The organism is uncultured Sphingomonas sp., assembly GCF_913776855.1.
Classification (GTDB): domain Bacteria; phylum Pseudomonadota; class Alphaproteobacteria; order Sphingomonadales; family Sphingomonadaceae; genus Sphingomonas.
This window is the reverse complement of sequence record NZ_CAJYQD010000034.1, coordinates 143357-166774: the sequence shown is the minus strand read 5'-3', so window position 1 is coordinate 166774 and position 23418 is coordinate 143357. Positions and strand designations below refer to the sequence as shown.

Genomic DNA, 23418 nt, shown 5'->3' with positions numbered 1-23418 from the left:
AGCGTTCCCGCTTTCGCAGGTCTGATGGATCGGGACAGCCGATGTTGTTTTCCACCATGTTGCTTGTCGCGCAGCCGCTCTATTTCCCGCCCCGATATGTCGATCCGCAGATACATTGTTTCGGCAGGGGAAAGGCGATCCCGGTCGTGACTGCGTTCGAGCGCGACTGGTATGGCAAGCATCTGCGCGCGGCTGCGGAACCATCGCTGTACGCGATGGCAGTTCGCGGCAGTGCGGACTCACTGCGTTTCACTTGGCTTCCCAGTTTCGACGCGCCGGTTATCGTCCGTGTTGAGGGATTGGCCGGTCGCGCGCCGCGCCTGCTGGCGGTACGGCTGACCGGGCAGGGTGGGTATGAACCGGGCGCCATCGCCGATCGTGTCGACCGACCGCTGACGTCCGCCGAAGCGAGCGATCTGCGGCGACGATTGATCGCAGCGAACCCGCTTGCCATCACGCCGGCCGAATGCGGCGGCGGCGGGTTGGACGGCGCGCAGTGGCTGGTGGAACGGTCCATCGGACACCGTTATCGCCTGACCGTTCGCTGGAGTCCCGAGCATGGGGCCGTGCGGGCCACCGGCATGGCGATGCTGCGCCTGACCGGCTGGAGATTCGACGCCATCTACTGAAAAGGCCGCCGGGCGCGAACCCGACGGCCTTTTCCCGTAGGACCGCTGTGCCGCGGTTATTCTTCGACCGTCACCCGCCCGTTGCGGACGATCATGCCGCGCTCGGCCATTTCCTTGCGGAAATCGTGGCGCGCATCGGCCACTTCGCGACGATATTCCGCCCACGCATCCTCGCGGCTGGCGGCATCGTCGGCGCGGGCCAGGTCCTTGCGCAGCTCGCGCTTCGCCTCCGAGATGTCGGTCTTATAATCCAGATAATAGGGATTATAGTCCGAATAGACCGGGACCGTGCGGCGGTCCTTGGCCAGCGCCGGCGTTGCGACGGTCGCAGTAACGGTGGCGGCGATCAGCAATAGTTTGCGGTGCATGGGGGTTCTCCCTTTGCCTGAACTTGCCGCGCTATAACCCCCGTCTGGCGACGGCGGTTCCTTCATCTGCGGTTAACCTTGTGCCGGAGCGTTCAAGACTCTTGTCAATTGCCGCGCTGCTTCCGATCTTTTCGCCCATGGCAGGACGAGTGAAGCGCAAGGCAGGACTGGCGGCGGCTGAGGCACTTGCCGCCCGCGCCGAAGCGCCGCTCGCTTGCGCACTATGCGACCGGCCTATCGGCAGCCAGGTCGAATGGCACCACCGTGTGCCCAAGAGCGAAGGCGGGCGCGAAACCGTTCCGGTCCATCCCATCTGCCACCGCACCATCCACGCCAGCGCCACCAACGCCGAACTCGCCGGCCCGCTCGCCGACCTGGACGTGCTGCGCGCCGTACCGGCGGTGGCCAGATTTGTGCGCTGGGTAGCTGGCAAACCCGCCGACTTCAGGGTGCCGGTGCGGCGGGGACGGTAAAATCTTACGAGGTATGGCAGCTTGGGGAGCAGGTAGCGCAACCGTTGGACTGCGAATAAGTGCGCTTCGCTTCCGTTATCGCTGATGAACACGAGGAATGGTAGCCAAGATCTTTGTAGCTCGAAGGCATATACCGGCAGGTGGTTTCATGAACTTCGTGGTCACCATTCCACTGCGCATTATTATTGACGACATACATTGGCATATCTTCTCTCCTTAATGAGGAAAGAACATATCAGGTGCAAGAATGGTTTTAACAGGGAACAAGAGACGATCAAAACAATATCGATTGCAATATGAAATAACATAACATGGTATTCTTGGTTCGAAGTGTAGAAGCGAAGCGAGACCTATCGTTAGCTATAGATTGTCCGATGCACGCCGATGGCGCGATAGGGGCTATAACTTCGCACTGTCCTACACGACCAGACTTCGCCATCCTGCTGCCGGGTCGCCACACTCCGCGCTCTTTGAACGGTTCGAAAGCAGCACGCGCGAATTGCGTGCGAGGGTGAACTTAGTGAACTTTGGACGGCCGGCATGGGCTAAGTCCCTGCCGTCGGACGGCGCTTTCGGCGCTGCCGCCCGGCCGCACCTTGAGGTTCGGGGCAGCCATGCTGCCCCTTGCCCGGCGCGGCTTACTCCGCCGCCGCGCCCCCGAACATATCGCCCATGCCCGTGGCTTCCTCGTTCGCCGGTGCCGTAACCTTGGCCTTCTGCCGCTTGTCGAAGCCGTCCCAGACCTCGTTCCAGTTACCGCGCGTCGCTGCCTTCGAATACTCCGTCGCGCGCTGTTCGAAGAAATTGGCGTGTTCGACACCGTTCAGCAGCGGCGCCAGCCACGGCAGGGGATGTTCGTCGATCAGATAGATCGGCTTCATGCCCAACTGTCCCAGCCGCCAGTCGGCGATGTAGCGGATATACTTCTTGATCTCCTTCGCGGTCATGCCGTGGACCGGCCCCATTTCGAAGGCGAGATCGATGAAGTTGTCCTCCAGCCGCACCGTCGTCTGGCACATGTCGGCGATGTCGTCGCGCACGGCGCGGGTCATGCAGTCGCGTTCCTTGCAGAAGGCGTGGAACAGCTTGATGATGCCTTCGCAGTGCAGGCTCTCGTCGCGGACCGACCACGACACGATCTGCCCCATGCCCTTCATCTTGTTGAAGCGCGGGAAGTTCATCAGCATCGCGAACGACGCGAACAGCTGCAATCCTTCGGTAAAGCCGCCGAACATCGCCAGCGTCTTGGCAATGTCCTCATCGGTATCGACGCCGAAATTCTGCAGATAGTCGTGCTTGTCCTTCATCTCGCTATATTCGAGGAAGGCGCCATACTCGCTCTCGGGCATCCCGATCGTGTCGAGCAGGTGGCTGTACGCCGCGATATGCACCGTCTCCATGTTGGAGAAGGCGGCGAGCATCATCTTGATCTCGGTCGGCTTGAAGATGCGGCCGTATTTTTCGTGATAGCAATCCTGCACCTCGACGTCCGCCTGGGTGAAGAAGCGAAAGATCTGCGTCAGCAGGTTGCGTTCGTGTGGCGTCAGCTTCTGCGCCCAGTCGCGGCAATCTTCACCCAGCGGCACCTCTTCGGGCATCCAGTGGATCTGCTGCTGGCGCTTCCAGAAATCGAACGCCCAGGGGTATTCGAACGGCTTGTACTGCTTGCGGGCTTCGGTGAGCGACATGGGGTTACTCCGGGGAAACGTTGGTTTGTCTTGGATTTCTGTGGTGCTCCCGCGCAGGCGGGAGCCTAGGGTCGCGAACGTCGTCGCTTGTGGCGCTGGACCCCCGCCTTCGCGGAGGCACGGTTGGGTCGGTTCATGGCGCGCTGCTCCACGACCATTGCGCGATGCCGAAGATCGTCAGGATGATGCCGAGCGCCATTGCCATGACCCCCACCATAGCATGAGCATAGCGGCTCTGCGGCGTGGCACGCGACCTGAGCCGCAGCAGCAGCCACAGCCCGACGCCGCCCGACACCAGCGCGACCGACAACATGATGACGACGTTCGCGGTCATGCGACCAACTGCGCGGACGTGCGTTTGACCGCCGCCCCCACAGGAGAAACACCATGGCCGATCTCAGCAACATCAAGGAACATGCCGAAGTCGTCGGCGCCGACGGCGTCCATGTCGGCACCGTCGATCGCGTCGAAGGCGACCGCATCAAGCTGACCAAGAAGGACAGCGGCGCGGAGATCGAAGGTGCCGAAAGCAGCCATGCCGGTCATCACCATTATATCGACGGCGGCCTCGTCGCCGAGGTCGAGGGCGACACCGTTCGTCTCTCTGCCAACGCCGATGTCGCGGTGACGTTCGAAACCGAAGAGGATGGCGGCGCCATTTGATCGATCGCACGATCTGCGACGGGGAAGGGGGCTGCGTGCCCCCTTTTTCGTGGGTGCAGTTTGCACGACCACGCCGTCAGACGGGGACGCTATGCGCCCCCGCTGCCCGCCGTGGTCTGTCCCTGCCTTGCTTGAGCAAGGCAGGGCGACCCGCTTACTGACAGGCCAGACATTCATCATAATCCGTGCTCTCGCCCAGATCGAACTTGGCCAACTCGGACGTATTGTCCGCCTCGACGCCACCGGCGAACCCGGCGCGCTGCACAGACTTCGACCGCAGGTAATAAAGCGATTTGATGCCCAGCTCCCACGCGCGATAGTGGAGCATCAGCAGGTCCCACTTCTCGACATCGGCCGGAATGAACAGGTTCAGCGACTGTGCCTGGTCGATGAACGGCGCGCGGTCGCCCGCCAGTTCGAGCAGCCAGCGCTGGTCGATCTCGAAGCTGGTCTTGTAGGTGTCCTTTTCCTCTTGGCTGAGGAAATCGAGATGCTGGACCGACCCGCCACGCTCGAGGATCGAATTCCACACCGCATCGCTGTTCTTAGACTTCGCGATCAGCAGCTTTTCGAGATACGGGTTCTTGACCGACCACGAACCGCTCAGCGTCTTGTGGGTATAGATGTTCGCCGGGATCGGTTCGATGCACGCGCTGGTGCCGCCGCAGATGATGCTGATCGACGCGGTCGGCGCGATCGCCATCTTGCAGCTGAACCGCTCCATCACGCCCATATCGGCGGCGTCGGGGCAGGGGCCACGCTCGTTGGCGAGGTGCATCGACGCCTCGTTCACCTGCGCGTTGACGTGGCGGAAGATCTTCAGGTTCCACGCCTTCGCCATCGCCCCTTCGAACGGCAGGCCGCGCGCCTGCAGGAACGAGTGGAAGCCCATCACGCCCAGGCCGACCGACCGCTCGCGGCTGGCCGAATAGCGGGCGCGGGCCATCTCGTCCGGCGCACGCTCGATATAGTCGGTCAGCACATTGTCGAGGAAGCGCATCACGTCCTCGATGAAGCGCTTGTCGCCGTTCCATTCGTCCCAGGTTTCGAGGTTCAGCGACGACAGGCAGCACACGGCGGTGCGGTCGTTGCCGAGGTGGTCGGTGCCGGTCGGCAGTGTGATCTCGCTGCACAGGTTCGACGTCGATACCTTGAGGCCCAGGTCGCGGTGATGCTTGGGCATCGTGTTGTTCACGTGATCGCTGAACACGATGTACGGCTCACCGGTCGCGAGGCGAGTCTCGACCAGCTTCTGGAACAGGGAGCGCGCGTCGACGGTGGTGCGGACCGATCCGTCCTTCGGACTCTTCAGCTCCCATTCGGCGCCGTCGCGCACCGCTTCCATGAACGCGTCGGGGATCAGCACGCCGTGGTGCAGGTTCAGCGCCTTGCGGTTGAAGTCGCCGCTGGGCTTGCGGATTTCGAGGAACTCCTCGATCTCCGGATGGCTGATGTCGAGATAGCAGGCGGCCGATCCGCGCCGCAGCGACCCCTGCGAAATCGCCAGCGTCAGCGAATCCATGACGCGGACGAACGGGATGATGCCGCTGGTCTTGCCGTTCAGGCCGACCGGCTCGCCGATGCCGCGCACGCTGCCCCAATAGGTGCCGATGCCGCCGCCGCGCGACGCCAGCCACACATTCTCGTTCCACGTCTCGACGATCCCTTCGAGGCTGTCGGGAACCGAGTTGAGATAGCAGCTGATCGGCAGCCCGCGTCCGGTGCCGCCGTTCGACAGGACCGGCGTGGCCGGCATGAACCACAGCTTTGAGATATAGTCGTACAGCCGCTGGGCGTGTTCGGCGTCATCGGCATAGGCCGACGCCACGCGCACGAACAGGTCCTGGTACGATTCGCCGGGAAGAAGGTAGCGGTCCTTCAGCGTATCCTTGCCGAAATCGGTCAGCAGCGCGTCGCGCGAATGATCTACCTCGACCGCGTGCAGCAGCGCATCGACCGTGCGGCTGGTCCGTTCGGGGGTCGGGGCGGCGGGGGCCGGATCGGCGAATTGCAGTTCGTTCATCTGGGCGTCCTGACTGTCCTGAAAGGTCATCGTCCCGGTTCCTGTGTTCGGCGGGGATGGGATGCCCCTGCATATGAAAATCGGTTTGTCACCGGTCCGAACGAACCCCGGCGACGCGACGGGGGCGTCACCGGTTCCGGTCGGGGTTATACCATGTGTAGCGGTCGCGCCGCCATCGGCACTACTAATTGTAGGAAATCTCCCACCGCGCAAGCAGCTAAATTTTGCGATGGGCGGGGAACGGATCGGCAGTTCGGCGCAGCCAGCTTGCGACGCGCGGACCTCTGCCGCCTTCCCGAAAAGCAAGGGGCTAAATCGGCAGGTACACTATTTTTTCGGTCCGGTGGGGGTTGCACCACGGGGCCGGTCGGGGCGATCATGCCGGCAATCCATGTTCGCCGTAAAACGGAGAAACGATATGGCTGCTCGCGGCTTGCTGACCGCACCGGTGGGAACAGGACGCCGCGCGGCGAATCGCCCTGGCGATGTGCGCACGGTCCAGCATTTGTTCAACGTCATCGACGACCGTGCCGCCCTGCCGGAAAACGGTCGGTCCGATCCGGCGCTGGTCAACCGGATCAACCGGTTTCAGCGCGAGATCCTGCGCTATCCCCATCCCGACGGGCGGGTCGATCCCGAAGGGCGCACGCTGCAGATGATGCTGGCGCGCGCGGGGGAACGGATGCGCGCGCGTCGCGTCACGCCGCCAGCCGATGCGGATCGTTCCTGGACGGACTGGGCGCAGGGGCAGCTGGCCGACCTGCAACGCGCGATGGCGGGGGCATGGAGTTCGCTGTTCGCCGATCGTAGCCGCGAACGCCGGGTCAGTGCGCCGTCGCCCGCCGGTCGCACCGCCGGCAAGGGCGCGGCACCGGCCAACCCCGCGCCTGCGGGGGGCAGTGGCGGGGCGGCCCGCAAGCTGACCGATCGCGACTATATCGACGCGGCGGCGCGGCTGGGGCGCGACATCGACCCGCTGCTGGTCCGGGCGCTGGCGACGGTCGAGTCGGGCGGACGATCGGGCTTCGGCGCTGACGGCCTGCCCAAGATCGCGTTCGAGGGGCACTGGTTCCGCAAGCTGACCAAGAAGAAATATGACGAGACGCATCCGCTGCTGTCCTACCCCTATAAGAAGAAGGCCGGGTGGCAGTGGCAGAAGAACAACAAGGACCATGCGACCGCATGGCGGACGCTGCGCGAGGCAATGGCGCTCGACGCCGATGCCGCGCTGCAATCGACGTCATGGGGCATGTGCCAGGTGCTGGGCGCCAATTACTGGAAGTGCGGGTACAAGGACGTCTTCGCCTTCGTCGAGGCGATGAAGGCGGGCGAGCGCGGGCAGCTGGACGCGTTCGTCGGCTATTGCATCAAGACGCCGGGCATGGTGTCGGCACTGCGCCGCAAGGATTTCGTCGGCATGGCGCGCGCCTATAATGGCGACGACTATGGCACCTACGACAAGCAGTTCGCCCGCGAATACAAGGCATTGGGAGGCAAGGTTTGAAGACTCTATCTGTCGCTGCCGTTGCGCTGTTGCTGATCGCCGGTTGTGCCGAGGCGCGGCCACCCGCCGCACCGGGCCTGCGGTCGGGCCTGTATGAAGGGCTGTCGCTGGCGGTGGCGCCCGATGGTCGCATCGTCGGACGGTTCCTGATGGAGGACGAGGGTAACCGCCGCTGCGACTTTGTCGTGACCGGGCGCAGCGATGCGAAGGGCGCGACGATCCGCGCGCTTGCCACCCCCTATGGCGCGACGCGTCCGCCGTCCGGTCGCATCGACCCGACCGGCGACGGTGTGCGGCTGACCCTGCCGGGCAGCGGCAACTTGTCGGGCTGTGCGCAGGTGGCGGGGCCGTTCCTCGATAACCCCAAAGGGCTGGAACTGTCGCGCACCGGTGCGGGCGGGTGGAGCGACCTGGCACGGGTGAAGGCGGCGAAGGTGCCGCTCAGCGCACAGCCGGGCGGGGCGACGGGCAAGGCCTATGTCGTGCGCGGCGACGTGGTGGGCATCGCCGCGCGCTCGGGCGCGAATGTCCGCGTCATCTACCCCTCCGACCGACAGGTGCGTTCCGAAGGCTGGGTCCCGGTCGCGGCGCTGGAACCGGTCGCCCGATAAGGGTCAGGCCGGCGCCATCCGACAGCGCCCGGCGACCCGCGTCTGCCACGCCAGCAGCAGCGGCACGACGATCAGTTCGATGCACAGCCCGGTCAGCTGCCCGGTCGAGGGGGTGCCGATCGTCGCCAGCGACGACAGTCGCGCGAAGCCGCCGATGACGACCATCATGCCCAGCAGGCGGAAGCGTCCGCTCTTGCGGTCGATACCGGGGATGCAACTGGCGAAACCCAGGGCCATCCCCAGGAACAGCCCGGACAGATAGCGGAAATGGCTGTCCATGTCGGTCGAAGGCGCCAGTTGCAGCCACGCCGCACCGTACAGGATGCCGGCCAGCGACGCGCCGAACGGCACGATACAGACCAATGCGACCGCCGCCTGCAACGCCGTGCGTTCGCGGCGCGGGGTCATGCCCGCTCGCGCTCCAGCAATTCGGCCCGCACCCGGATCGCATGGACCGACAGGCGTACCTCGAACAGGAACCACACCAGCCCGCCGATCAGCAGCAGCATCGACAGGACGAAGCTGATCGCCACTGCCTTTCCCAACCCCAAATCGAGCAGTTCGGCGATGAACAGCATCGCGACGACGCTGCAGTTGGCGACCGCCGACAACACGACCAGGAACACCGCATTGTTGATGATGCGGATACGCCGGTCGAGCAGGCGCAGTTCGAACACATGCCGGGCATGTTCGGGACCGGTCGAACTGGGATGCAGCTTTTCCAGGTCGCGTGCCCGGTCGACGATCCGGGCAAGGCGGCCGACCATGACGTTCAGGATCGCCCCGATACCGGCCAGCAGGAAGACCGGCGCGATGGCGGTCTGGATCGTCTTGGCGACGGTCGACAGGACAGGTTCGAATTCCACCCGGTGGATATGCCTCGCCCACCGGACGGGGGCAAGGCGGCGGCGGCGCTACGATCGTCCAAATTGCGCACTGTCACGGCTACCGGATCGTAACAGGTTCGTGGCAAGGCGCGATCATGTTGTCTTCGCCAGCCTCCGTCGCATCCACCGCTCACGCACCCTCCGTTCGTATCGTCGACGGTATCGCGGAAGCCGTCGATGCGGTTGCCGAAGTGGCAGCACCGACGCATCGTTTCCTGCGCCGGCAATGGTTTGCGGCGGCGATCGACAGCTATGGCGGCACCGCCCGTACGATGGTCGTCGAACGCGACGGCCGCCCGGTCGTCGCGCTGCCGCTGATCGGGCTGGGACCGTCGCTGCTGGGGCTGCGGCAGGTGCCGGGATGCTATTGGCCGTTTCGCAGCGGCCCGGTGGCGCAGGGGGCGCAGGCTGCCGACTTCGCCGCGTTGCTGGGCGGCATCCGGCGGGAAGCGCGCGGCTTCCGGCTCGGTCCGATCTACGACGGTGACCCGCTGCTTGAGGGATTGCAGGCCGTCGCCGCGACGACGGGCTGGCGTGTCCTGCCGCGCTTCATCGCCGACAGCTATCTGCTCGACATGGCGGCGTCGCAGGCGGAGGGCGTGTGGCCGCGCAACTCGACGCTGCGCAAGAACCGGTTCAACGAAAAGCATCTGGCGGCACATGGCACGCCGGACTGGTCCTTTCTCTCCGGGCGCGACTGGACGTCCGATGCGTTCGATGCGCTGGCGACTGTCGAGGACGCAAGCTGGATCGCGGACCGGACCGATGGCAGCGATGCGAAGTTCACGGCCGGAGGCCATGGCAGTTTCTGGCGCAAGGCGGCCCAGGACCCGATCATCGCCGACATGCTGTGGGCGGCCGTGTTGCGGATGGACGGGCAGCCGGCGGCGTTTTCGTTCGACCTGAATGCCGGCACGCTGAAGTATGCGATCGCGAACAGCTATGACGCCCGTTTCGCCAAACATTCGCCCGGACGGCTGCTATATTACCGGAACCTCGTCCGCGCGCTGGAAGACGGCATGACGCGGGTCGACTGGGGGGCGGGCGACAGCGGGTACAAGCGGATCATCGGTGCCAATCGCGGCCCGGCGATCCGCGACTGGCTGTTCCTGCCGCCCGGCCTGCCGGCGCTGGTCGGGCGGTTGGTTGCGGGGCGCTGGGCGGGCAGCGGTCATGCCATCGCGCCCGACGGCGAACCGCCCGCCGCCTGATGGCGCATCGCCTGTCGCCTGCATCCTAGGTAGCATTGCATATGACCGGCGAATCAGGGACATCCGATGCCATGGCGTCGCGGCGGCAGGCATCGACCATCATGTCCGATCGACGGCTGGCGATGCTGCGGCCGGCCGGACTGACGATCGCCTATGGCTTGGTGATCTATGCCCTTGCCGCCACCATGCTGTGGGTGGACAGGCGCTTCGGCGGCCTTGAGCTGATGTGGCTGTCCAACCCGATCGCCATCGCCATGCTGATCCGCCGGCCCCGGTCGCAATGGCCGCTGCTGCTGGCCGTCACGGGCGTTGCGCTCGTGACGGCGAACCGGGGGCATTATCCGGATATGGCGTCGGTGGCCGGCTATGGCCTGATCGACCTGATCGGCATCACCGTCATCGCCACGCTGATCCGGCTGTCCCGTCCCGATCCGCGCCTCCTGCGCGGCTATGCGACGATCGTGCTGATCGCGCTGGCCGGGGCGGCGTTGATTACCGTATTGTTCATCCAGTTCCGGTTGCTGACGTTCGGTTCGGTCACCGCCCTGGCCGCGGTCCAGTGGTTCGCCGCCAATGCGATGGGCCTGATCGTCCTGCTGCCCGCGCTCAAGGCGACGCGGCGCGCGCTGTCGGAAGAGTTCGGCGTCCTGTCGCCGCCGGTGATCGTGGTGATCGCGCTGACCGCCGTCCTGGCCGGGGTGCTGTTCACCATGAGCAGCTATCCCGTGTTGTTCCTGCTGCTGCCGTGCGGCGTCTTTTCCGCCTTGCTCTATCGGTTCGCCGGGGCGGCGGCCTCGACGGTTACGGTCAGCATCGTCGCGACCGTCTGCACCTTGCGCGAAGTGGGGCCGATTTCCGATCTCATGGTGTCCGGACCGGACCGGATCCTCTACCTCCAATTGTTCATCGGCGCCTTTGCCCTGACCGCCTTTCCCGTTGCCGCGCTGGTCTATGAACAATGGCTGGCACTGAAGGAAATCCGGGATAACGAACGGCATCTGCGGCTGCTGGCGGATCATTCGACCGACCTCATCATCCGGCTGGGGCCGGACGGCCTGCGGCGCTATGCGTCTTCGGGATCGCAGCAGCTGCTGGGCTATCCGCCCGAACAGCTGCTGGGGGAAAGCCCGTTCCAGCTGATCCATCCCGACGACCGCGATCGGGTACGGCGGTGCCTGGCGACGCTGACCCCGACCGGCGGGAGCGCGGTCGTCCGCTATCGGATGCGGCACCGCGACGGCCATTATCTTTGGCTGGAAGGCGCGTTCCGGCTGGTCGGCGACGACCCGGCCAGCGCCGAAGTGATCGGTTCGATCCGCGACATAGCGGACCGGCGCGCGGCCGAGCGCGAGGTAATGACCTCGTTCGATGAACTGGAGGAGAAGCAGCGGCTGCTGGCGATGGCCGAAAGCGCGGCCGGTATCGGCCATTGGCGGCTGAACCTGGCCGACTGGCGTTTATTCTGGTCGCCCGAAGTCTTTCGGATCCACGGCGTGGAGGGGGATCGCGAGCCGGGCATCGCCGCGGCGATCTGCCATTATCATCCCGACGACCGCGCCAGGGTTCGCGACTGGATCGGCACGGCGATCGCCAATGGCGGATCGTTCGAATTCGATGCCCGTCTGGTGCGGCCCGACGGTCAGGTCCGCTGGGTCCGGTCGCGCGGCCAGGCGGAAAGCGCGCCGGGGGCGGGGATCGTCGGCCTGTTCGGCGTGTTTCAGGACGTCACCGAACATGTCGCGGCGATGACCGACCTGCGCGCCGCACGCGAAGAGGCGGAGCGCGCGCTGGCGGCAAAGGCGACTTTTACCGCGACGATCAGCCATGAGATTCGCACCCCGCTGACCTCCATCCTCGCGGCGGTACAGTTGCTGCGCGATACGCCGGACCGGGCGGAACGGATGCGACATCTCGATTCGCTCGAAACCGCCGGACGCACGCTGTCGGATATCGTCGACGACGTGCTGACCTTTTCGAAGCTGGAGGGAGGGCATGGCAATCCGGAGGCGATCGCCTTCGAACCGCGGACGTTGCTGCAGACCGTGGCCGGGCTGTTCGCGGCGGAGGCACGCAACCATGCCTTGTCGATCGAGCTGGACGCACCGGCCGGCCATGTGATCGGCGATCCGGCGCGGTTGCAGCGCGTGCTGACCAATCTGGTCGGGAATGCGGTGAAGTTCACCCGTACCGGATCGGTCCGCATCCGCGCCTCGCGCGAAGGGGACGACCTGTGGCGGTTCGAGGTGACCGACACCGGCGTCGGCATCCGCAGCGACCGGCTGCACGCGATCTTCGAACCCTTCGTCCAGGCCGATGCGTCGACCACGCGCAGTTATGGCGGCACCGGCCTTGGCCTCAGCATCAGCCGGATGCTGGTCGAATCGATGCGGGGCACGATCCAGGTCGCCAGCCGGCCCGGTGCCGGATCGCGCTTCTGGTTCGATATCCCGCTGCCGGTCGCCACCATGGCTACAGGGGACGGCGAGGCGGCCCCCGCCATATCCGGCATCCCGCCGGAGGCGAGCGGCCGACCGCCGATGACCGTGCTGGTGGTCGAGGACAACGACGTCAACCGCTACCTGCTGGCGGAGATCGTCCGGCGGCTGGGGCACGCGGTGGTGACGGCCGAGAATGGCGCGCGGGCGGTCGAATATGTCACCGCGCCGGCCGGCAATCCCGTCGACCTCGTGCTGATGGACGTGCAGATGCCGGTGATGGACGGTATTGCCGCGACGCGCGCCATCCGGGCGTGGAGCGGGGCGGGGGCGACGGTTCCGATCCATGCCATCACCGCCGACCTGTCCGACGATCGCCGCGCCGACATCACCCAGGCGGGGATGAACGGTGTACTGACCAAGCCGGTCGACATGGCGCAGCTGAGCGCCCTGCTCAACCACAGCGCGCTTGCGCCGCAGCGGCCGGCCGAAATCCCGCCGGTTGCCGGGGTGATCGACCCGCTGCGCATCCGCGCGCTGACCGATGCGCTGGGCGCCGAACAGCGCGACACGCTGCTCGCGTTGCTGATCGAGGATGCGCGGCGCGTGCCGGGGCGGTTGCGGACGCTCCTGGCGCATGGCCGCAACAACCTGGCGCGGCGGGAGGCCCATGCCTTTCACGGCGCGGCGGCCAGCATGGGGGCGGCAAGGTTGATCGCGGCCCTGGCGGAGATAGAGGGGATTGCCGACGACGCCACGATCGATCCGCAGGTGGTCGACCGGCTGGACCGTTGCGCGCAGGAGGTGATCGACGCGGCCAGCTCCGCCATGCGCAGCGCGGCCTGATCGGGATCAGTTCTCCGCGTCGAACGCCTGTAGCGCCAGCACCGCCTGGGTCCGGTTGCTGACGCCGAGTTTGCGGAAGATCGCCGACAGGTGCGACTTCACCGTCGGTTCGGCGAGTTGCAGGTCATAGGCGATCTGTTTGTTCTGATGCCCGTTCACGATCGCGCGCAGCACGCGCAGCTGCGCGATCGACAGTGTGCCCATCCGCTCGGCCAGGTCGACGCGGCGGTCTTCCTGACCTGCATCGGCGATGCCGTCCGGCAACCAGTCCTGCCCGTCCAGCAGCGTCCGGATCGCCGCGATCATCTGGTCGATCGTTGAGGATTTGGGGATGAAGCCCTTGGCACCCAGCGCGTGGGACTGCGCGACGACGGCGGGTTCCTCGCGTCCCGATACGATCGCGATGGTTGCGCCGGGGCGGATCGCGCGCAGCATCGCCAGGCCGGCAAAACCCTGTACGTCGGGCAGCATCAGGTCGAGCAGGATCAGGTCATAGTCGGTCTGTCGGACCAGTATTTCGGCTTCTGCCAGGGTCGTGACGCAATCCTTGGTCAGCGTCGGATCGACCGCCCGTGCCGCCATGCCCAATGCGGTCGCACACATCGGATGATCGTCAGCGACGAGAATGTGCGGCATTAACAATACCTTGTTGGCGGCCTGATGGACTAGGCATGGCCCTTATCATACCCGGACACAAGAGGCACTATCAACAACTTGCCGGAATGGCATTACGCCAAATGCATCAATTCGAAACGGGGCGTCCGGCAAAATCCTCCCGAAGTACCTGTTCGATCGGGCGATCTATTCCGCGCGTGAGATGGGTCGGGACGACGACGGAAAATCCCCGGTCGATCAGTCCGTCGATTGCCCAGCGCACGCAATAGTCTGCCGCAACCCCGACCACGATCGCCCGGTTGATCCCCTGACGACGCAGATCGGCGAAGAACGCGTCGCGCGGCACCGGCGGCAACGTCGCGCGCGGATCGTCGAGGTACAGTCCCTCTTCGGCCCACATGTCGAACACGCCCTTTTCCATCGTCCGACAGGCAATGGTCGACGGCACCGACACCGGATCGAGCAGATTCCGCCATCCCGGCGTCCCCTTGATACAGTGGATCGGGAACAGCCGGGCTTCGGCGCTGTCCGCATAGGTTTCGGCAAAGTGGGTATCGAAGGTGAACACGATCGCCGCCGTATCGGCCGCCGTGCGACCGGCCAGCCATTCCGCCAGCGGTGCGACGACGGCATCGGCGCCAGCCACCGGCAGCGCACCGTCCGGCAGCATGAAATCCGCCTGGGTATCCACGACAACGATCAGGTTTCGCATGGCTCGTCTCCTTCGCGATCACTTGCATATGTTTGATATGGATATATGTAAAGGGCATGGAAGAAGCGGCTTTCCTGCGACGCTATGATCCGGACGGTTATGACCGGCCATCGGTTGCGGTCGACTGCGTTGCGTTCGCGCTGTGCGAGGGGAAGTTGGCGGTGCTGCTTGCCCGACGGGACCAGCCGCCGTTCGCGGGCCACTGGGCATTGCCCGGCGGGTTTGTCGGGATCGACGAACCGTTGGAGGCGGCGGCGGAGCGGGTGTTGCGCGACAAGGCCGGGTTGGTGGGCGTGGTGCCCGAACAGGTCCATTGCTTTGGCGCAGTCGATCGCGATCCCCGGATGCGGATCATCGCCATCGCCTATCGCGTACTGCTCGACCCGGCACGGACGGCGGCGCTCACGCTGCGCGCGAGGCAGTGCCTGGCGACCATCGATCCGGCGGGCGGCGTGGCGCAGGACGGACAGCCGCTGCGGCTGGCGTTCGATCATGACCATATCGTGCGGCTGACGCTGCAGCGGCTCCGCGCGACGATCGACGATGCCGCCTTCGCCCTGTTGCCCGACCGTTTCACCCTGCGCGAGTTGCAGGCGGTGCATGAAGCGGTGCTGGGCCGCACACTTAACAAGCCCGCCTTTCGCCGACGGATGCTGGAACGCGGCATCCTGCACGGCACCGGCGATTACGAGGCGGGACGCGCGTTCCGTCCGGCCGAACTCTATATCCAGCGCCCGAAAGGCTGATCGATGGTGATGACCGACATTGCGACGAGGGTGTGGAACCATGGCTGGCGGCTGGACCCGGTCGTGCGCAGCCTGCTCGATACCGATTTCTACAAGCTGCTGATGGTGCAGATGATCCGCGAGGTCCATCCGGACGTCCGCGCGACCTTCGCCGTCATCAATCGCAGCAAGTCGGTCCGGCTGGCCGAAGTCATCGATGAAGGCGAATTGCGCGCGCAGCTGGACCATGCGCGCACCGTCGCCTTTTCGAAGCAGGAACTGATCTGGCTGGCGGGCAACAGCTTCTACGGGGTCGAGCGGATGTTCGCGCCGGGGTTCATCGACTGGCTCAGCCATTTCCGCCTGCCGGAATATGAATTGTCGGTCCGTGACGGGCAATATGAGCTGCACTTCGAAGGCCCCTGGGCAGAGACGTCGCTATGGGAAATTCCGGCGCTCACCATCCTGAACGAACTGCGCGCGCGGGCGGCGTTGCGCGACCATGGCCGCTTCGCACTGGACGTGACCTATGCGCGGGCGAAGGCGCGGCTGTGGGACAAGGTGGAGCGGTTGCGCGATCTGCCCGATCTGGTGCTGTCCGACTTCGGTACGCGGCGGCGACATGGCTTCCTCTGGCAGCGCTGGTGCGTCGAGGCGTTGCAGGAAGGATTGGGCGAGCGGTTCGTCGGCACCTCAAACGTGCTGCTCGCGATGCAGGCGGGCGTGGAGGCGATCGGGACCAACGCCCACGAACTGCCGATGGTGGAGGCCGCGCTGGCCGATGACGATGCCGGGATCGCCGCCGCGCCGTACCGCGTATTGGAAGAGTGGCGGCGGCATTATGGCGGCAACCTGCTGATCGCCTTGCCCGACGCGTTCGGTACCACCGCCTTCCTGCGCAATGCCCCGCACTGGCTGGCCGACTGGACCGGTTTCCGCCCCGACAGTATGCCGCCGATCGAGGGGGGCGAGCAGATATTGCGATGGTGGCAGGAACAGGGCGTCGACCCCCGGTCCAAGCTGCTGATCTTTTCCGACGGGATGGATGTCGACAGCATCCTTGCGACCTATCGCCATTTCCATGGGCGGGTGCGGATGAGCTTTGGCTGGGGCACCAACCTGACCAACGATTTTCGCGGCTGCGATCCGCTGGGTGGGGAGGGGCTGGAGCCGATCTCGCTCGTGTGCAAGGTCATCAGCGCCGATGGCCGCCCGGCGGTCAAGCTGTCCGACAATCCGGCCAAGGCGACCGGCGACCCCGCCGATGTCGCGCGGTACCTGCGCATCTTTGGCGAGGGCGGCCGGGTCGCCAGCCCGGTCGCGGTCTAAAGGCGGAGGAACACCACCCCGCACGCAAGCATTGGAATGGGCGAGGAGAGTGACGATGCCCGATCCCAAGATCCCGACTGATGGAGACGCCAACCTGTCGGTCGATCACCAGCGCAGCGGCGACGCCCGCCGGCCGAGCGACACGCTGGACCGCGAACAGTCGCACGACGACCGAGAGGATAATCCGCCGCGCAAGTCGTCGCTGACCTGAGGCGCGTCAAACCCGCACGTAGCGGAAATACCAGACCTCGTGCCCCTGCCGCCGGGCCTTGCGCTCGTACCGGGTTTCGGGCCAGTCGGCGGGGCGGGTCAGGAAGTCCGCGGCGGTCTGGGCCTGCCACACGAAGTCGCGGCGCTGGTCCATGATCATCATCGCCCAGCGGCAATAGGTCGGGTCGTCGGTGCCGAGGCGAAACTCGCCGCCCGGCCGCAGCTTCTGTGCGATCAGGTCCATCGGGCCGTGGTTCATCATCCGCCGCTTGGCATGGCGCGCCTTGGGCCATGGATCAGGGTGGAGCAGATACACCCGCTCCAGCGCGCCGTCGGGAAAGCGTTCGATCACCTCCAGCGCGTCACCCATGTGCAGCCGGATATTGGCAAGCGCGTCGTCGCGAATGTGGTTCAGCGCACCGACGACGCCGTTCAGGAACGGTTCGCAGCCGACAAAGCCGTGGTGCGGCCGGGCGCCGGCCTGTCCCGCCAGGTGTTCGCCCGCGCCAAAGCCGATTTCCACCTCGACCGGGCGGTCGTCGCCGAACAGCAGCTCCGAGGTGAGCGCGCCGCCCTCGGGGACCGAAACCTTGGGCAGCAGTTCCTCGACCAGGGCGGCCTGGCCCAGGCGCAGCTTGTGACCCTGACGACGGCCATAAAGGCGGCGGATGGTAGTGGGATCGTTCATCGCCGCGCTCCTACCCGCCGAGGCGGCGTGTCGACAAGGAGCTTCCGCGTGCCCCGCGGGTTGGAGCGCGATGGGCAAGAAGAAGCAGGCGAAGCGCGAGGCGAAACGCGGTGCGAAGCAGCTGGTCGATGCCGACATCGACGTCGGATCCGGCGTGGCGGCGGAGCTGCACCGGCATCCGGTGGTGAAGGTGGCCGGGGCGCTGAGCGAGGTGGCGGACCAGCCGCCGTTGGTTGCGATCAACCTGACGACGATCGCCGCCGGGCTGATCGCGCAGGACCGACGATTGACGCGGACCGGCGTCCGGATGCTGGCGGCCCACGGGCTGGCGACGCTGGCGAAGGCGGCGATCAAGCATCGCATCGACCGGGCGCGGCCCAACCAGTTCAGCGACCGCGACGATCATCGCCCGACTCCCGGCGACCGCGACGAAGGGCCGCAAAACTCGTTTCCCTCCGGCCACACCGCAGGTGCCGTCGCGGTCGCGCGAGCGGTGGCGCGCGAATATCCGGCGGCGGCGGTGCCGGCGCAGGCCGCGGCCGGGGGGATCGCCGCGATCCAGGTGCCGCGGGGCACCCACTTCCCGATCGACGTTGCGGTCGGGGCGGTCATCGGCTGGGCAGCGGAGGCGATCGTGGCACGGGTGATGCCGGCGGCGGAGTAGATGTCGATCTAATTCGTATTAAATACTGCAATTACAGATACTTGCGCACAATTTCACCGTCCAAAGTTCACAAAGTTCACACTCGCCACCGTTTTGCGCACGGCACCGATTGGCATCTTGCCCGGTGAAGGGTTCGCACTGTCGAAGCGCATGACCGACCATGGCAGGGCGGCGGCATGTAGGACAGCACCCGCCGCCGGACCCGTATCATTTGAAGACGTCGGGATTGATCGTGACGTTACGCTTCTTGCCCCAGGTCGTCGTGCGGGCGAGGATCGGGCGGTTCAGCGCGGCGATCAGCGTATCGGGCGCGGGCAGGGCGGTCATCGGCGCGTAGATGGCGATCGATCCGGGTTCGTAGAGCGCGACCGACCATTGCTGCACCTTCCTGCCCTCCGCTTCGCCCAGTTCGCGGGCGATGACGTCGGGTTCGACCGCGAAGCCGCGTCCGCTGTCGCTGATCGCCAGCAGATAGCCATCGGTCGCGCCGTCGCGGCGATAGGCCGCGCCCATCTGTGCCGGGGCCGGGTCGCGGCACCATGTCGGTGCGGGTGCGGTCGAGGCGGCCTTCTTCTCCCCTTCCGCAGCCGCGACCAGCCCGCCGGTGAGTGCGGCCGATTGCAGTATCTTGGCATCGGTCACCGGGGCGGCGGCCGGGGAGAAGGCAAGCGGCGCGGCGCAATCGGTGACCGGCGCGGCGGCGGCGGCGGACGGGATGGCTTTCGGCCATTCGAGCGCGCCCAGCACCGCCGGGACCCGCGCCGCCACCGCCGCACCGTCCAGCTTGCTGGAGCTGTAGCGGACCTTCACCAGCCAGTCGCCGACCGGCAGGATGGCGAGCGCCGTCCCGCGATAGGGCGCCTTCTTCAGCGTCCAGCCGGCCATCAGCCCGCTGGCGCTCGACTGGCCGGGGGGCGTGAAGGCGGCGGGGACGGCCGGGGCCACCGAGCCGAACATCTCGCGGCGCTGTTCGACCGAGGCGCGGGCGCGGTCGAACCATACCGGCACGCTGCCCGCGAGGGCGCGATAGACATAGACCGTGATCGCATCGGGTCCGTTCTGATAGACGGCGAACACGTCGAGTTCGTCGTTGCCCAGCTGCCGGACATCGACCCGGCGCATCCCGTCCAGCTCGGCCGGCACAGTGATACCGCTATGTTTGAAGCGATAGGGCTTGCCGGCCTTCGTGCTGACCGGCACGCCGACCGGTTGCGCGGCGACCGGCGTCGCGACCATCAGCCCGGCTGCCAGCGCAGCCATCCAGTTCCGCATGTCCATCCCCCCATTGGCGGCCGTTGGTGATGCCGTCCGTTGAACGCGAACCTTTCCCAATTCGCGGGGGATGTCGAGGCGATTGTGGAAGGGGGAGAGCGGTTTCGACCTACGTCGCGGGCTTCGGTGCCTTCCCCGGTTTGGCGGTGTCGGTCGGTACCAGACGGGTAGGCACACCCGGCGTCAGCGCGAACATGCGGTTGCCGCCTTGCGGGACGATCACATAGAGCCGCCGCTGATACGCCTCCACGACGAAGCTGTGCGCTTCGTTGGGGAGCGGGGCGGTGAGGGTCGATACGACGGCGCCCACGCCGCGTTGCCCCTTGGGCGGCGGGGGCAGGGTCATGCAGCCCTTCGAGAAAGCGTAAGGCGCACCGGCGCGCCCGTCTGCGGCGACGTCAACCCGATAATGACCGCCGATCGGCAGGTCGTCCGCCTTGGTCTGCGCCGACAGGAAATAGACCGAGGTCACGCGACCTGGTGCTGCGGGAGGAACGACGACGGTGTTGAAGGCCGGACCGCAAGGAAGTAGCCTGGCGGCACCGATCGCTCTGGCAGCGCTGTCGCGTGCCGCGATCAGGTTGAGCTGCGCCGGGGAGAGTATCGCCGCATCCCCGGTGATGAGCGTCGCATCGGTGAGCTTTCCGCCGATCAGCCGCCCGGTGTAGAGCGCGCGCGGTGGTTGCGACCGGTCATGGAAGATCAGCGTCGGCGCGGCGGCCGGCCCCTCGACGATCCAGCCGCCCAGCTTCTGCCGCCAGTCGGGCAGGCGCTTCTGCACATCATCGGTGCCGAGCCATGCCACCCGGTCATAGGCGGCAAGCAACCGGCCGCGCTCGGCGGTGCGGTCCAGCGCCGCGCGATCCTCTGCAGAGATGGATTCGGCCGGTGCGGTCTGCGCCATGGCGGGCGCGGCGAGGGCCATCGCCAGCAGTGCCGTCACGGTTCGCATCATATCCCCCCTTTGCGCGGTGGCCATGAAAAAGGAGGCCCGCCGTCGCCAGCGAACCTCCCTTCTTTTGCGAACCCTGTCCAGCGGGATCAGGCGGCCAGTGCGGCCTTCAGATCGTCGACCAGATCGGTCTTTTCCCACGGGAACAGGTCGCCTTCGGGCTTGCGGCCGAAATGGCCATAGGCGGCGGTCGGCTGGTAGATCGGCTTGTTCAACGCCAGGTGCGTACGGATGCCGCGCGGGGTCAGGCCGCCGAGCTTCGCAATGCCCGCGATCGCGGTTTCGATCGCGTCGTCGGCGACGGTGCCGGTGCCGTGCGTGTCGACATAGAGCGACAGCGGCTTCGACACGCCGATCGCATAGGCGAGCTGGATCGTGCAGCGCTTGGCAAGGCCCGCCGCAACGATGTTCTTCGCCAGATAGCGGGTGATGTACGCCGCCGAACGATCGACCTTCGTCGGGTCCTTGCCGCTGAACGCGCCGCCGCCGTGCGGGGCAGCACCGCCATAGGTGTCGACGATGATCTTCCGACCGGTCAGGCCGGCGTCACCGTCCGGGCCGCCGATTTCGAAGCTGCCGGTCGGGTTGATGTGATATTCGGTGGCATCCGACAGCAGTTCGGCCGGCAGCACGTCGGCGACGACCGACTTCACATAGTTGTGCAGCTCGGCTTCCTTGTCGCCATTGTCGTAGCCGGCGGCGTGCTGGGTCGAGACGACGATCGCGGTCGCGGCGACCGGCTTGCCGTTTTCGAAGCGCAGCGTGACCTGGCTCTTGGCATCGGGTTCGAGGAACGGCGCGGTGCCGGCGTGGCGGTCGGCGGCCATCTTCGCGAGGATCTTGTGGCTGTAGTCCAGCGTCGCCGGCATCAGGTCCGGCGTTTCGTCGCAGGCGAAGCCGAACATGATGCCCTGGTCGCCGGCGCCTTCGTCCTTGTTGCCCGACGCGTCGACGCCCTGCGCGATATGCGCCGACTGCGCGTGCAGGTTGTTTTCGAAGCGGAAGGTTTCCCAGTGGAAGCCCGACTGTTCATAGCCGATCTTCTTCACGGTATCGCGCACGGTGCGTTCGATCTCGGCCTGGGCGCCCTCGGCCCACTGACCGTTTTCGAACACGCCCTTGCAGCGGATTTCACCGGCGAGGACGACGAGCTGGGTCGTGGTCAGCGTTTCGCACGCGATGCGCGCTTCGGGGTCCTTCGACAGGAACAGGTCGACGATCGAATCGGAAATCTGATCCGCGACCTTGTCGGGATGGCCTTCGGAAACCGATTCCGAGGTGAAGAGATAATTGGAACGCATGGACTTCCTCTAGGCTAGAGGGAAAGCGCGCGGCCGTTGCCATGCCGCATATAAAGCTTTCCTTATGTCGCTGCCCTAGCGTGCGCGGCGGCGGATGGCAATCGCGAGGCCGCACAGCAAAACTATCGCCAGCAACGCCATCCAGTTGCCGACGCGCGCAAACAGGGTCGCGGAATGGGCGGCGGGTAGCGGCACCTCGATCGCGTCGGCGCGGTTCGCAGGAATCGTCGCGACCAAGCCCCCCGATGCATCGATCACCGCCGAGATGCCGGTCGGGGTGGCGCGCAGGATCGGCAGCCCTTCCTCGGTCGCGCGCAGCCGGGCCTGCGCCAGATGCTGCGGCGGACCCCAGCTGCCGAACCACGCGTCGTTCGACGGGTTGAACAGGAAGGCGGGACGATGCGGGCGGTCGACGACCTGGCCGGAAAAGATGATCTCGTAGCAGATCTGCATCCCGACCTGTCCGAAACCGGGCAGGGTGAGGGTGGCGGGGCCGGGGCCGGGGGCGAAATCGATATCGCCCATCACGAGGCGCGAGAGGCCCAGCGGCTGAAGGATCGACCGCATCGGGAGGTATTCGCCGCCCGGCACCAGATGCGCCTTGTCATAGCGGCCGACGATGCGGGTGTCGGGGGTGAGGGCAAAGACCGAATTGCCCGCGCCAACCAGCTGGCCATCGCGGGCGAAATTCAGCGCGGTGCCGCCGACCAGTGCGATGTCGCGCGGACCCAGCACGCTGGCGATCTTTGCACGCATCAGCGACGGCGACTGGCGATACCAGTCGAAGGGATAGCCGCCCTCGAGATAGAAATTGACGGTGCCTTCGGGCCAGACGATCAGGCGCGCGGCGCGGCCGGGGGTGCCGGACAGTTCGATCTGCCTGTCGAGCAGGCGTTCGTCGTAACCGGGGCTGCGCACCGCCTCTTGCGGGAAGTTCGGCTGGACGACGCGGACGCGGGGGGCGGTCGATGCGACCGGCGCGGGCTTCGGCGCCCGATCGGGGACCAGCATCAGCAGCGCGAGGGCGACGATCACGCCGGCGCGGACTTTCGGGCGGGGGAGGAGCAGCGCCGCACTTGCGAGGACGGTAAGGCCCGATAGCGCGTAGGTGCCGGTGACAGTCGCGATCGCGCGTAGCGGTGTCGGGACCCAGATCACACCGATCGGGTTCCACGCATACCCCGTGAAGACCACGGCGCGCGCATATTCGGTGGCGATCCATGCGGCGGCGGCGACCGCGACATAGGCGAGGTCGGGGCGGTCGCTCCGCCGGCCGAGCTTCCACGCGATCCCGCCCGCCAGCATCGGATAGATCGCCAGATACAGCGCCAGCCCGACCACCGCGACATAGCCGAGCGCGGGCGGCATCCGGTCCTGGAAATCGAAGGCGTGCTGAATCCAGTTGTTGCCGACCGTGAAATGCGCGACGCCGAACAGCCACGACCGCCACAGCGCCGCTTTCAGCGTCGGCGCGCGGTGGACGACCCATAGCCACAATGCCAGCGCGGCGAGCGTCACCGGCCACCATTCGAGCGGCGCGAAACCAAGGGCCGAGATCAGGCCGGCGAGCAGGGCGAGGAGAGCGGGCACGGGGTGCATATCCTAGCTGGAC

The 23418-nt window shown here is 66.2% G+C and carries 24 protein-coding genes; 11 read left to right on the top strand and 13 right to left on the bottom strand.

The window, feature by feature from the left end:
* The first annotated feature begins 41 nt into the window (after positions 1-41).
* Entirely contained in the window at positions 42-629 is a 588-nt protein-coding gene (locus tag QZ755_RS10535; protein WP_294322589.1) for a hypothetical protein, read from the top strand.
* Positions 630-685: 56 nt separating this feature from the next.
* On the opposite strand, the gene QZ755_RS10530 is transcribed toward QZ755_RS10535, so the two are convergent.
* Positions 686-997, bottom strand: a complete 312-nt coding sequence (locus tag QZ755_RS10530) for a hypothetical protein (RefSeq protein WP_294322587.1) — start codon at positions 995-997, stop codon at positions 686-688.
* Between the two features lie 137 nt (positions 998-1134).
* Here QZ755_RS10530 and QZ755_RS10525 point away from each other — a divergent pair, with 137 nt between their 5' ends.
* On the top strand, positions 1135-1470 hold the full coding sequence (locus QZ755_RS10525) for an HNH endonuclease (protein ID WP_294322585.1): 336 nt from the start codon (positions 1135-1137) through the stop codon (positions 1468-1470).
* Positions 1471-2108: 638 nt separating this feature from the next.
* Here the strand turns inward: QZ755_RS10525 and QZ755_RS10520 are convergent.
* Together QZ755_RS10520 and QZ755_RS10515 are read right to left on the bottom strand one after the other, a co-directional pair.
* Positions 2109-3158, bottom strand: a complete 1050-nt coding sequence (locus tag QZ755_RS10520) for a ribonucleotide-diphosphate reductase subunit beta (RefSeq protein WP_294322583.1) — start codon at positions 3156-3158, stop codon at positions 2109-2111.
* A 133-nt stretch (positions 3159-3291) separates the two neighbouring features.
* Positions 3292-3492 carry a hypothetical protein gene (locus QZ755_RS10515; protein ID WP_294322580.1) on the bottom strand — a complete coding sequence of 67 codons (201 nt, stop codon included), beginning with the start codon at positions 3490-3492 and terminating at the stop codon, positions 3292-3294.
* 53 nt (positions 3493-3545) lie between these two features.
* Between QZ755_RS10515 and QZ755_RS10510 the strand changes: the two genes are divergently transcribed.
* Positions 3546-3821 carry a DUF2171 domain-containing protein gene (locus QZ755_RS10510; RefSeq protein ID WP_294322578.1) on the top strand — a complete coding sequence of 92 codons (276 nt, stop codon included), beginning with the start codon at positions 3546-3548 and terminating at the stop codon, positions 3819-3821.
* 154 nt (positions 3822-3975) lie between these two features.
* Here the strand turns inward: QZ755_RS10510 and QZ755_RS10505 are convergent, their stop codons facing one another.
* Positions 3976-5874, bottom strand: a complete 1899-nt coding sequence (locus QZ755_RS10505; RefSeq protein WP_294322576.1) for a ribonucleoside-diphosphate reductase subunit alpha — start codon at positions 5872-5874, stop codon at positions 3976-3978.
* Positions 5875-6262: 388 nt separating this feature from the next.
* Here QZ755_RS10505 and QZ755_RS10500 point away from each other — a divergent pair, with 388 nt between their 5' ends.
* Positions 6263-7348: an N-acetylmuramidase domain-containing protein gene (locus tag QZ755_RS10500; protein ID WP_294322575.1), complete on the top strand. Its 1086-nt coding sequence runs from the start codon at positions 6263-6265 to the stop codon at positions 7346-7348.
* On the top strand, positions 7345-7959 hold the full coding sequence (locus QZ755_RS10495) for a hypothetical protein (RefSeq protein WP_294322573.1): 615 nt from the start codon (positions 7345-7347) through the stop codon (positions 7957-7959). The genes QZ755_RS10500 and QZ755_RS10495 overlap by 4 nt, the downstream gene beginning before the upstream one ends.
* Positions 7960-7962: 3 nt before the next feature.
* On the opposite strand, the gene QZ755_RS10490 is transcribed toward QZ755_RS10495, so the two are convergent.
* Together QZ755_RS10490 and QZ755_RS10485 are read right to left on the bottom strand one after the other, a co-directional pair.
* A complete protein-coding gene (locus QZ755_RS10490) occupies positions 7963-8367 on the bottom strand; it encodes a DUF4345 domain-containing protein (RefSeq protein WP_294322571.1) in 405 nt (134 codons plus the stop codon).
* Positions 8364-8825 (bottom strand): DUF2721 domain-containing protein, encoded by a 462-nt coding sequence (locus QZ755_RS10485; RefSeq protein ID WP_055760134.1) that lies wholly within the window; start codon positions 8823-8825, stop codon positions 8364-8366. Before QZ755_RS10485 ends, QZ755_RS10490 begins: the two co-directional genes overlap by 4 nt.
* 116 nt (positions 8826-8941) lie before the next feature.
* Between QZ755_RS10485 and QZ755_RS10480 the strand changes: the two genes are divergently transcribed.
* Complete coding sequence (locus QZ755_RS10480) at positions 8942-10057, top strand: GNAT family N-acetyltransferase (protein ID WP_294322567.1); 1116 nt, start codon at positions 8942-8944, stop codon at positions 10055-10057.
* 71 nt (positions 10058-10128) lie between these two features.
* Complete coding sequence (locus tag QZ755_RS10475; RefSeq protein ID WP_294322566.1) at positions 10129-13338, top strand: ATP-binding protein; 3210 nt, start codon at positions 10129-10131, stop codon at positions 13336-13338.
* Positions 13339-13344: 6 nt separating this feature from the next.
* On the opposite strand, the gene QZ755_RS10470 is transcribed toward QZ755_RS10475, so the two are convergent.
* Positions 13345-13974 carry a response regulator transcription factor gene (locus QZ755_RS10470; protein ID WP_294322564.1) on the bottom strand — a complete coding sequence of 210 codons (630 nt, stop codon included), beginning with the start codon at positions 13972-13974 and terminating at the stop codon, positions 13345-13347.
* 106 nt (positions 13975-14080) lie between these two features.
* Entirely contained in the window at positions 14081-14665 is a 585-nt protein-coding gene (locus QZ755_RS10465; RefSeq protein WP_294322562.1) for an isochorismatase family protein, read from the bottom strand.
* 56 nt (positions 14666-14721) lie between these two features.
* On the opposite strand from QZ755_RS10465, the gene QZ755_RS10460 reads away from it, so the two are divergent.
* From QZ755_RS10460 to QZ755_RS10450, 3 genes are read left to right on the top strand one after another with little or no spacing between them, the layout of a single operon-like run.
* Positions 14722-15411 carry an NUDIX domain-containing protein gene (locus tag QZ755_RS10460; RefSeq protein WP_294322561.1) on the top strand — a complete coding sequence of 230 codons (690 nt, stop codon included), beginning with the start codon at positions 14722-14724 and terminating at the stop codon, positions 15409-15411.
* A 3-nt stretch (positions 15412-15414) separates the two neighbouring features.
* The gene (gene pncB, locus QZ755_RS10455) at positions 15415-16719 is read left to right on the top strand and encodes a nicotinate phosphoribosyltransferase (RefSeq protein WP_294322559.1); all 1305 of its coding nucleotides are present in this window, start codon (positions 15415-15417) and stop codon (positions 16717-16719) included.
* Positions 16720-16774: 55 nt separating this feature from the next.
* On the top strand, positions 16775-16930 hold the full coding sequence (locus tag QZ755_RS10450; RefSeq protein ID WP_294322558.1) for a hypothetical protein: 156 nt from the start codon (positions 16775-16777) through the stop codon (positions 16928-16930).
* A 6-nt stretch (positions 16931-16936) separates the two neighbouring features.
* Here the strand turns inward: QZ755_RS10450 and trmB are convergent, their stop codons facing one another.
* Complete coding sequence (gene trmB, locus QZ755_RS10445) at positions 16937-17617, bottom strand: tRNA (guanosine(46)-N7)-methyltransferase TrmB (protein WP_294322556.1); 681 nt, start codon at positions 17615-17617, stop codon at positions 16937-16939.
* Between the two features lie 70 nt (positions 17618-17687).
* Between trmB and QZ755_RS10440 the strand changes: the two genes are divergently transcribed.
* Positions 17688-18281 (top strand): phosphatase PAP2 family protein, encoded by a 594-nt coding sequence (locus QZ755_RS10440; protein WP_294322554.1) that lies wholly within the window; start codon positions 17688-17690, stop codon positions 18279-18281.
* A 207-nt stretch (positions 18282-18488) separates the two neighbouring features.
* Here QZ755_RS10440 and QZ755_RS10435 read toward each other — a convergent pair whose 3' ends face one another.
* The 4 genes from QZ755_RS10435 to lnt form a co-directional block, all read right to left on the bottom strand.
* Positions 18489-19553 (bottom strand): hypothetical protein, encoded by a 1065-nt coding sequence (locus QZ755_RS10435; RefSeq protein ID WP_294322552.1) that lies wholly within the window; start codon positions 19551-19553, stop codon positions 18489-18491.
* Between the two features lie 109 nt (positions 19554-19662).
* On the bottom strand, positions 19663-20505 hold the full coding sequence (locus QZ755_RS10430; protein ID WP_294322550.1) for a hypothetical protein: 843 nt from the start codon (positions 20503-20505) through the stop codon (positions 19663-19665).
* 89 nt (positions 20506-20594) lie between these two features.
* Positions 20595-21806, bottom strand: coding sequence for a methionine adenosyltransferase (gene metK, locus QZ755_RS10425; protein WP_294322548.1), 1212 nt, complete (start codon positions 21804-21806; stop codon positions 20595-20597).
* Between the two features lie 75 nt (positions 21807-21881).
* Positions 21882-23405 (bottom strand): apolipoprotein N-acyltransferase, encoded by a 1524-nt coding sequence (gene lnt / locus QZ755_RS10420; RefSeq protein WP_294322547.1) that lies wholly within the window; start codon positions 23403-23405, stop codon positions 21882-21884.
* Between the last annotated feature and the right edge of the window lie 13 nt (positions 23406-23418).

What these genes read in the sequence shown, in the direction of transcription:
- QZ755_RS10530 (WP_294322587.1), bottom strand. Translation starts at nt 997, where the DNA reads ATGCACCGCAAACTATTGCTGATCGCCGCCACCGTTACTGCGACCGTC.
- QZ755_RS10505 (WP_294322576.1), bottom strand. Translation starts at nt 5,874, where the DNA reads ATGACCTTTCAGGACAGTCAGGACGCCCAGATGAACGAACTGCAATTC.
- QZ755_RS10510 (WP_294322578.1), top strand. Translation starts at nt 3,546, where the DNA reads ATGGCCGATCTCAGCAACATCAAGGAACATGCCGAAGTCGTCGGCGCC.
- QZ755_RS10515 (WP_294322580.1), bottom strand. Translation starts at nt 3,492, where the DNA reads ATGACCGCGAACGTCGTCATCATGTTGTCGGTCGCGCTGGTGTCGGGC.
- QZ755_RS10470 (WP_294322564.1), bottom strand. Translation starts at nt 13,974, where the DNA reads ATGCCGCACATTCTCGTCGCTGACGATCATCCGATGTGTGCGACCGCA.
- QZ755_RS10500 (WP_294322575.1), top strand. Translation starts at nt 6,263, where the DNA reads ATGGCTGCTCGCGGCTTGCTGACCGCACCGGTGGGAACAGGACGCCGC.
- QZ755_RS10480 (WP_294322567.1), top strand. Translation starts at nt 8,942, where the DNA reads ATGTTGTCTTCGCCAGCCTCCGTCGCATCCACCGCTCACGCACCCTCC.
- QZ755_RS10465 (WP_294322562.1), bottom strand. Translation starts at nt 14,665, where the DNA reads ATGCGAAACCTGATCGTTGTCGTGGATACCCAGGCGGATTTCATGCTG.
- QZ755_RS10520 (WP_294322583.1), bottom strand. Translation starts at nt 3,158, where the DNA reads ATGTCGCTCACCGAAGCCCGCAAGCAGTACAAGCCGTTCGAATACCCC.
- QZ755_RS10475 (WP_294322566.1), top strand. Translation starts at nt 10,129, where the DNA reads ATGGCGTCGCGGCGGCAGGCATCGACCATCATGTCCGATCGACGGCTG.
- QZ755_RS10440 (WP_294322554.1), top strand. Translation starts at nt 17,688, where the DNA reads ATGGGCAAGAAGAAGCAGGCGAAGCGCGAGGCGAAACGCGGTGCGAAG.
- QZ755_RS10460 (WP_294322561.1), top strand. Translation starts at nt 14,722, where the DNA reads ATGGAAGAAGCGGCTTTCCTGCGACGCTATGATCCGGACGGTTATGAC.
- trmB (WP_294322556.1), bottom strand. Translation starts at nt 17,617, where the DNA reads ATGAACGATCCCACTACCATCCGCCGCCTTTATGGCCGTCGTCAGGGT.
- QZ755_RS10525 (WP_294322585.1), top strand. Translation starts at nt 1,135, where the DNA reads ATGGCAGGACGAGTGAAGCGCAAGGCAGGACTGGCGGCGGCTGAGGCA.
- QZ755_RS10535 (WP_294322589.1), top strand. Translation starts at nt 42, where the DNA reads ATGTTGTTTTCCACCATGTTGCTTGTCGCGCAGCCGCTCTATTTCCCG.
- QZ755_RS10430 (WP_294322550.1), bottom strand. Translation starts at nt 20,505, where the DNA reads ATGCGAACCGTGACGGCACTGCTGGCGATGGCCCTCGCCGCGCCCGCC.
- pncB (WP_294322559.1), top strand. Translation starts at nt 15,415, where the DNA reads ATGGTGATGACCGACATTGCGACGAGGGTGTGGAACCATGGCTGGCGG.
- metK (WP_294322548.1), bottom strand. Translation starts at nt 21,806, where the DNA reads ATGCGTTCCAATTATCTCTTCACCTCGGAATCGGTTTCCGAAGGCCAT.
- QZ755_RS10490 (WP_294322571.1), bottom strand. Translation starts at nt 8,367, where the DNA reads ATGACCCCGCGCCGCGAACGCACGGCGTTGCAGGCGGCGGTCGCATTG.
- lnt (WP_294322547.1), bottom strand. Translation starts at nt 23,405, where the DNA reads ATGCACCCCGTGCCCGCTCTCCTCGCCCTGCTCGCCGGCCTGATCTCG.
- QZ755_RS10450 (WP_294322558.1), top strand. Translation starts at nt 16,775, where the DNA reads ATGCCCGATCCCAAGATCCCGACTGATGGAGACGCCAACCTGTCGGTC.
- QZ755_RS10435 (WP_294322552.1), bottom strand. Translation starts at nt 19,553, where the DNA reads ATGCGGAACTGGATGGCTGCGCTGGCAGCCGGGCTGATGGTCGCGACG.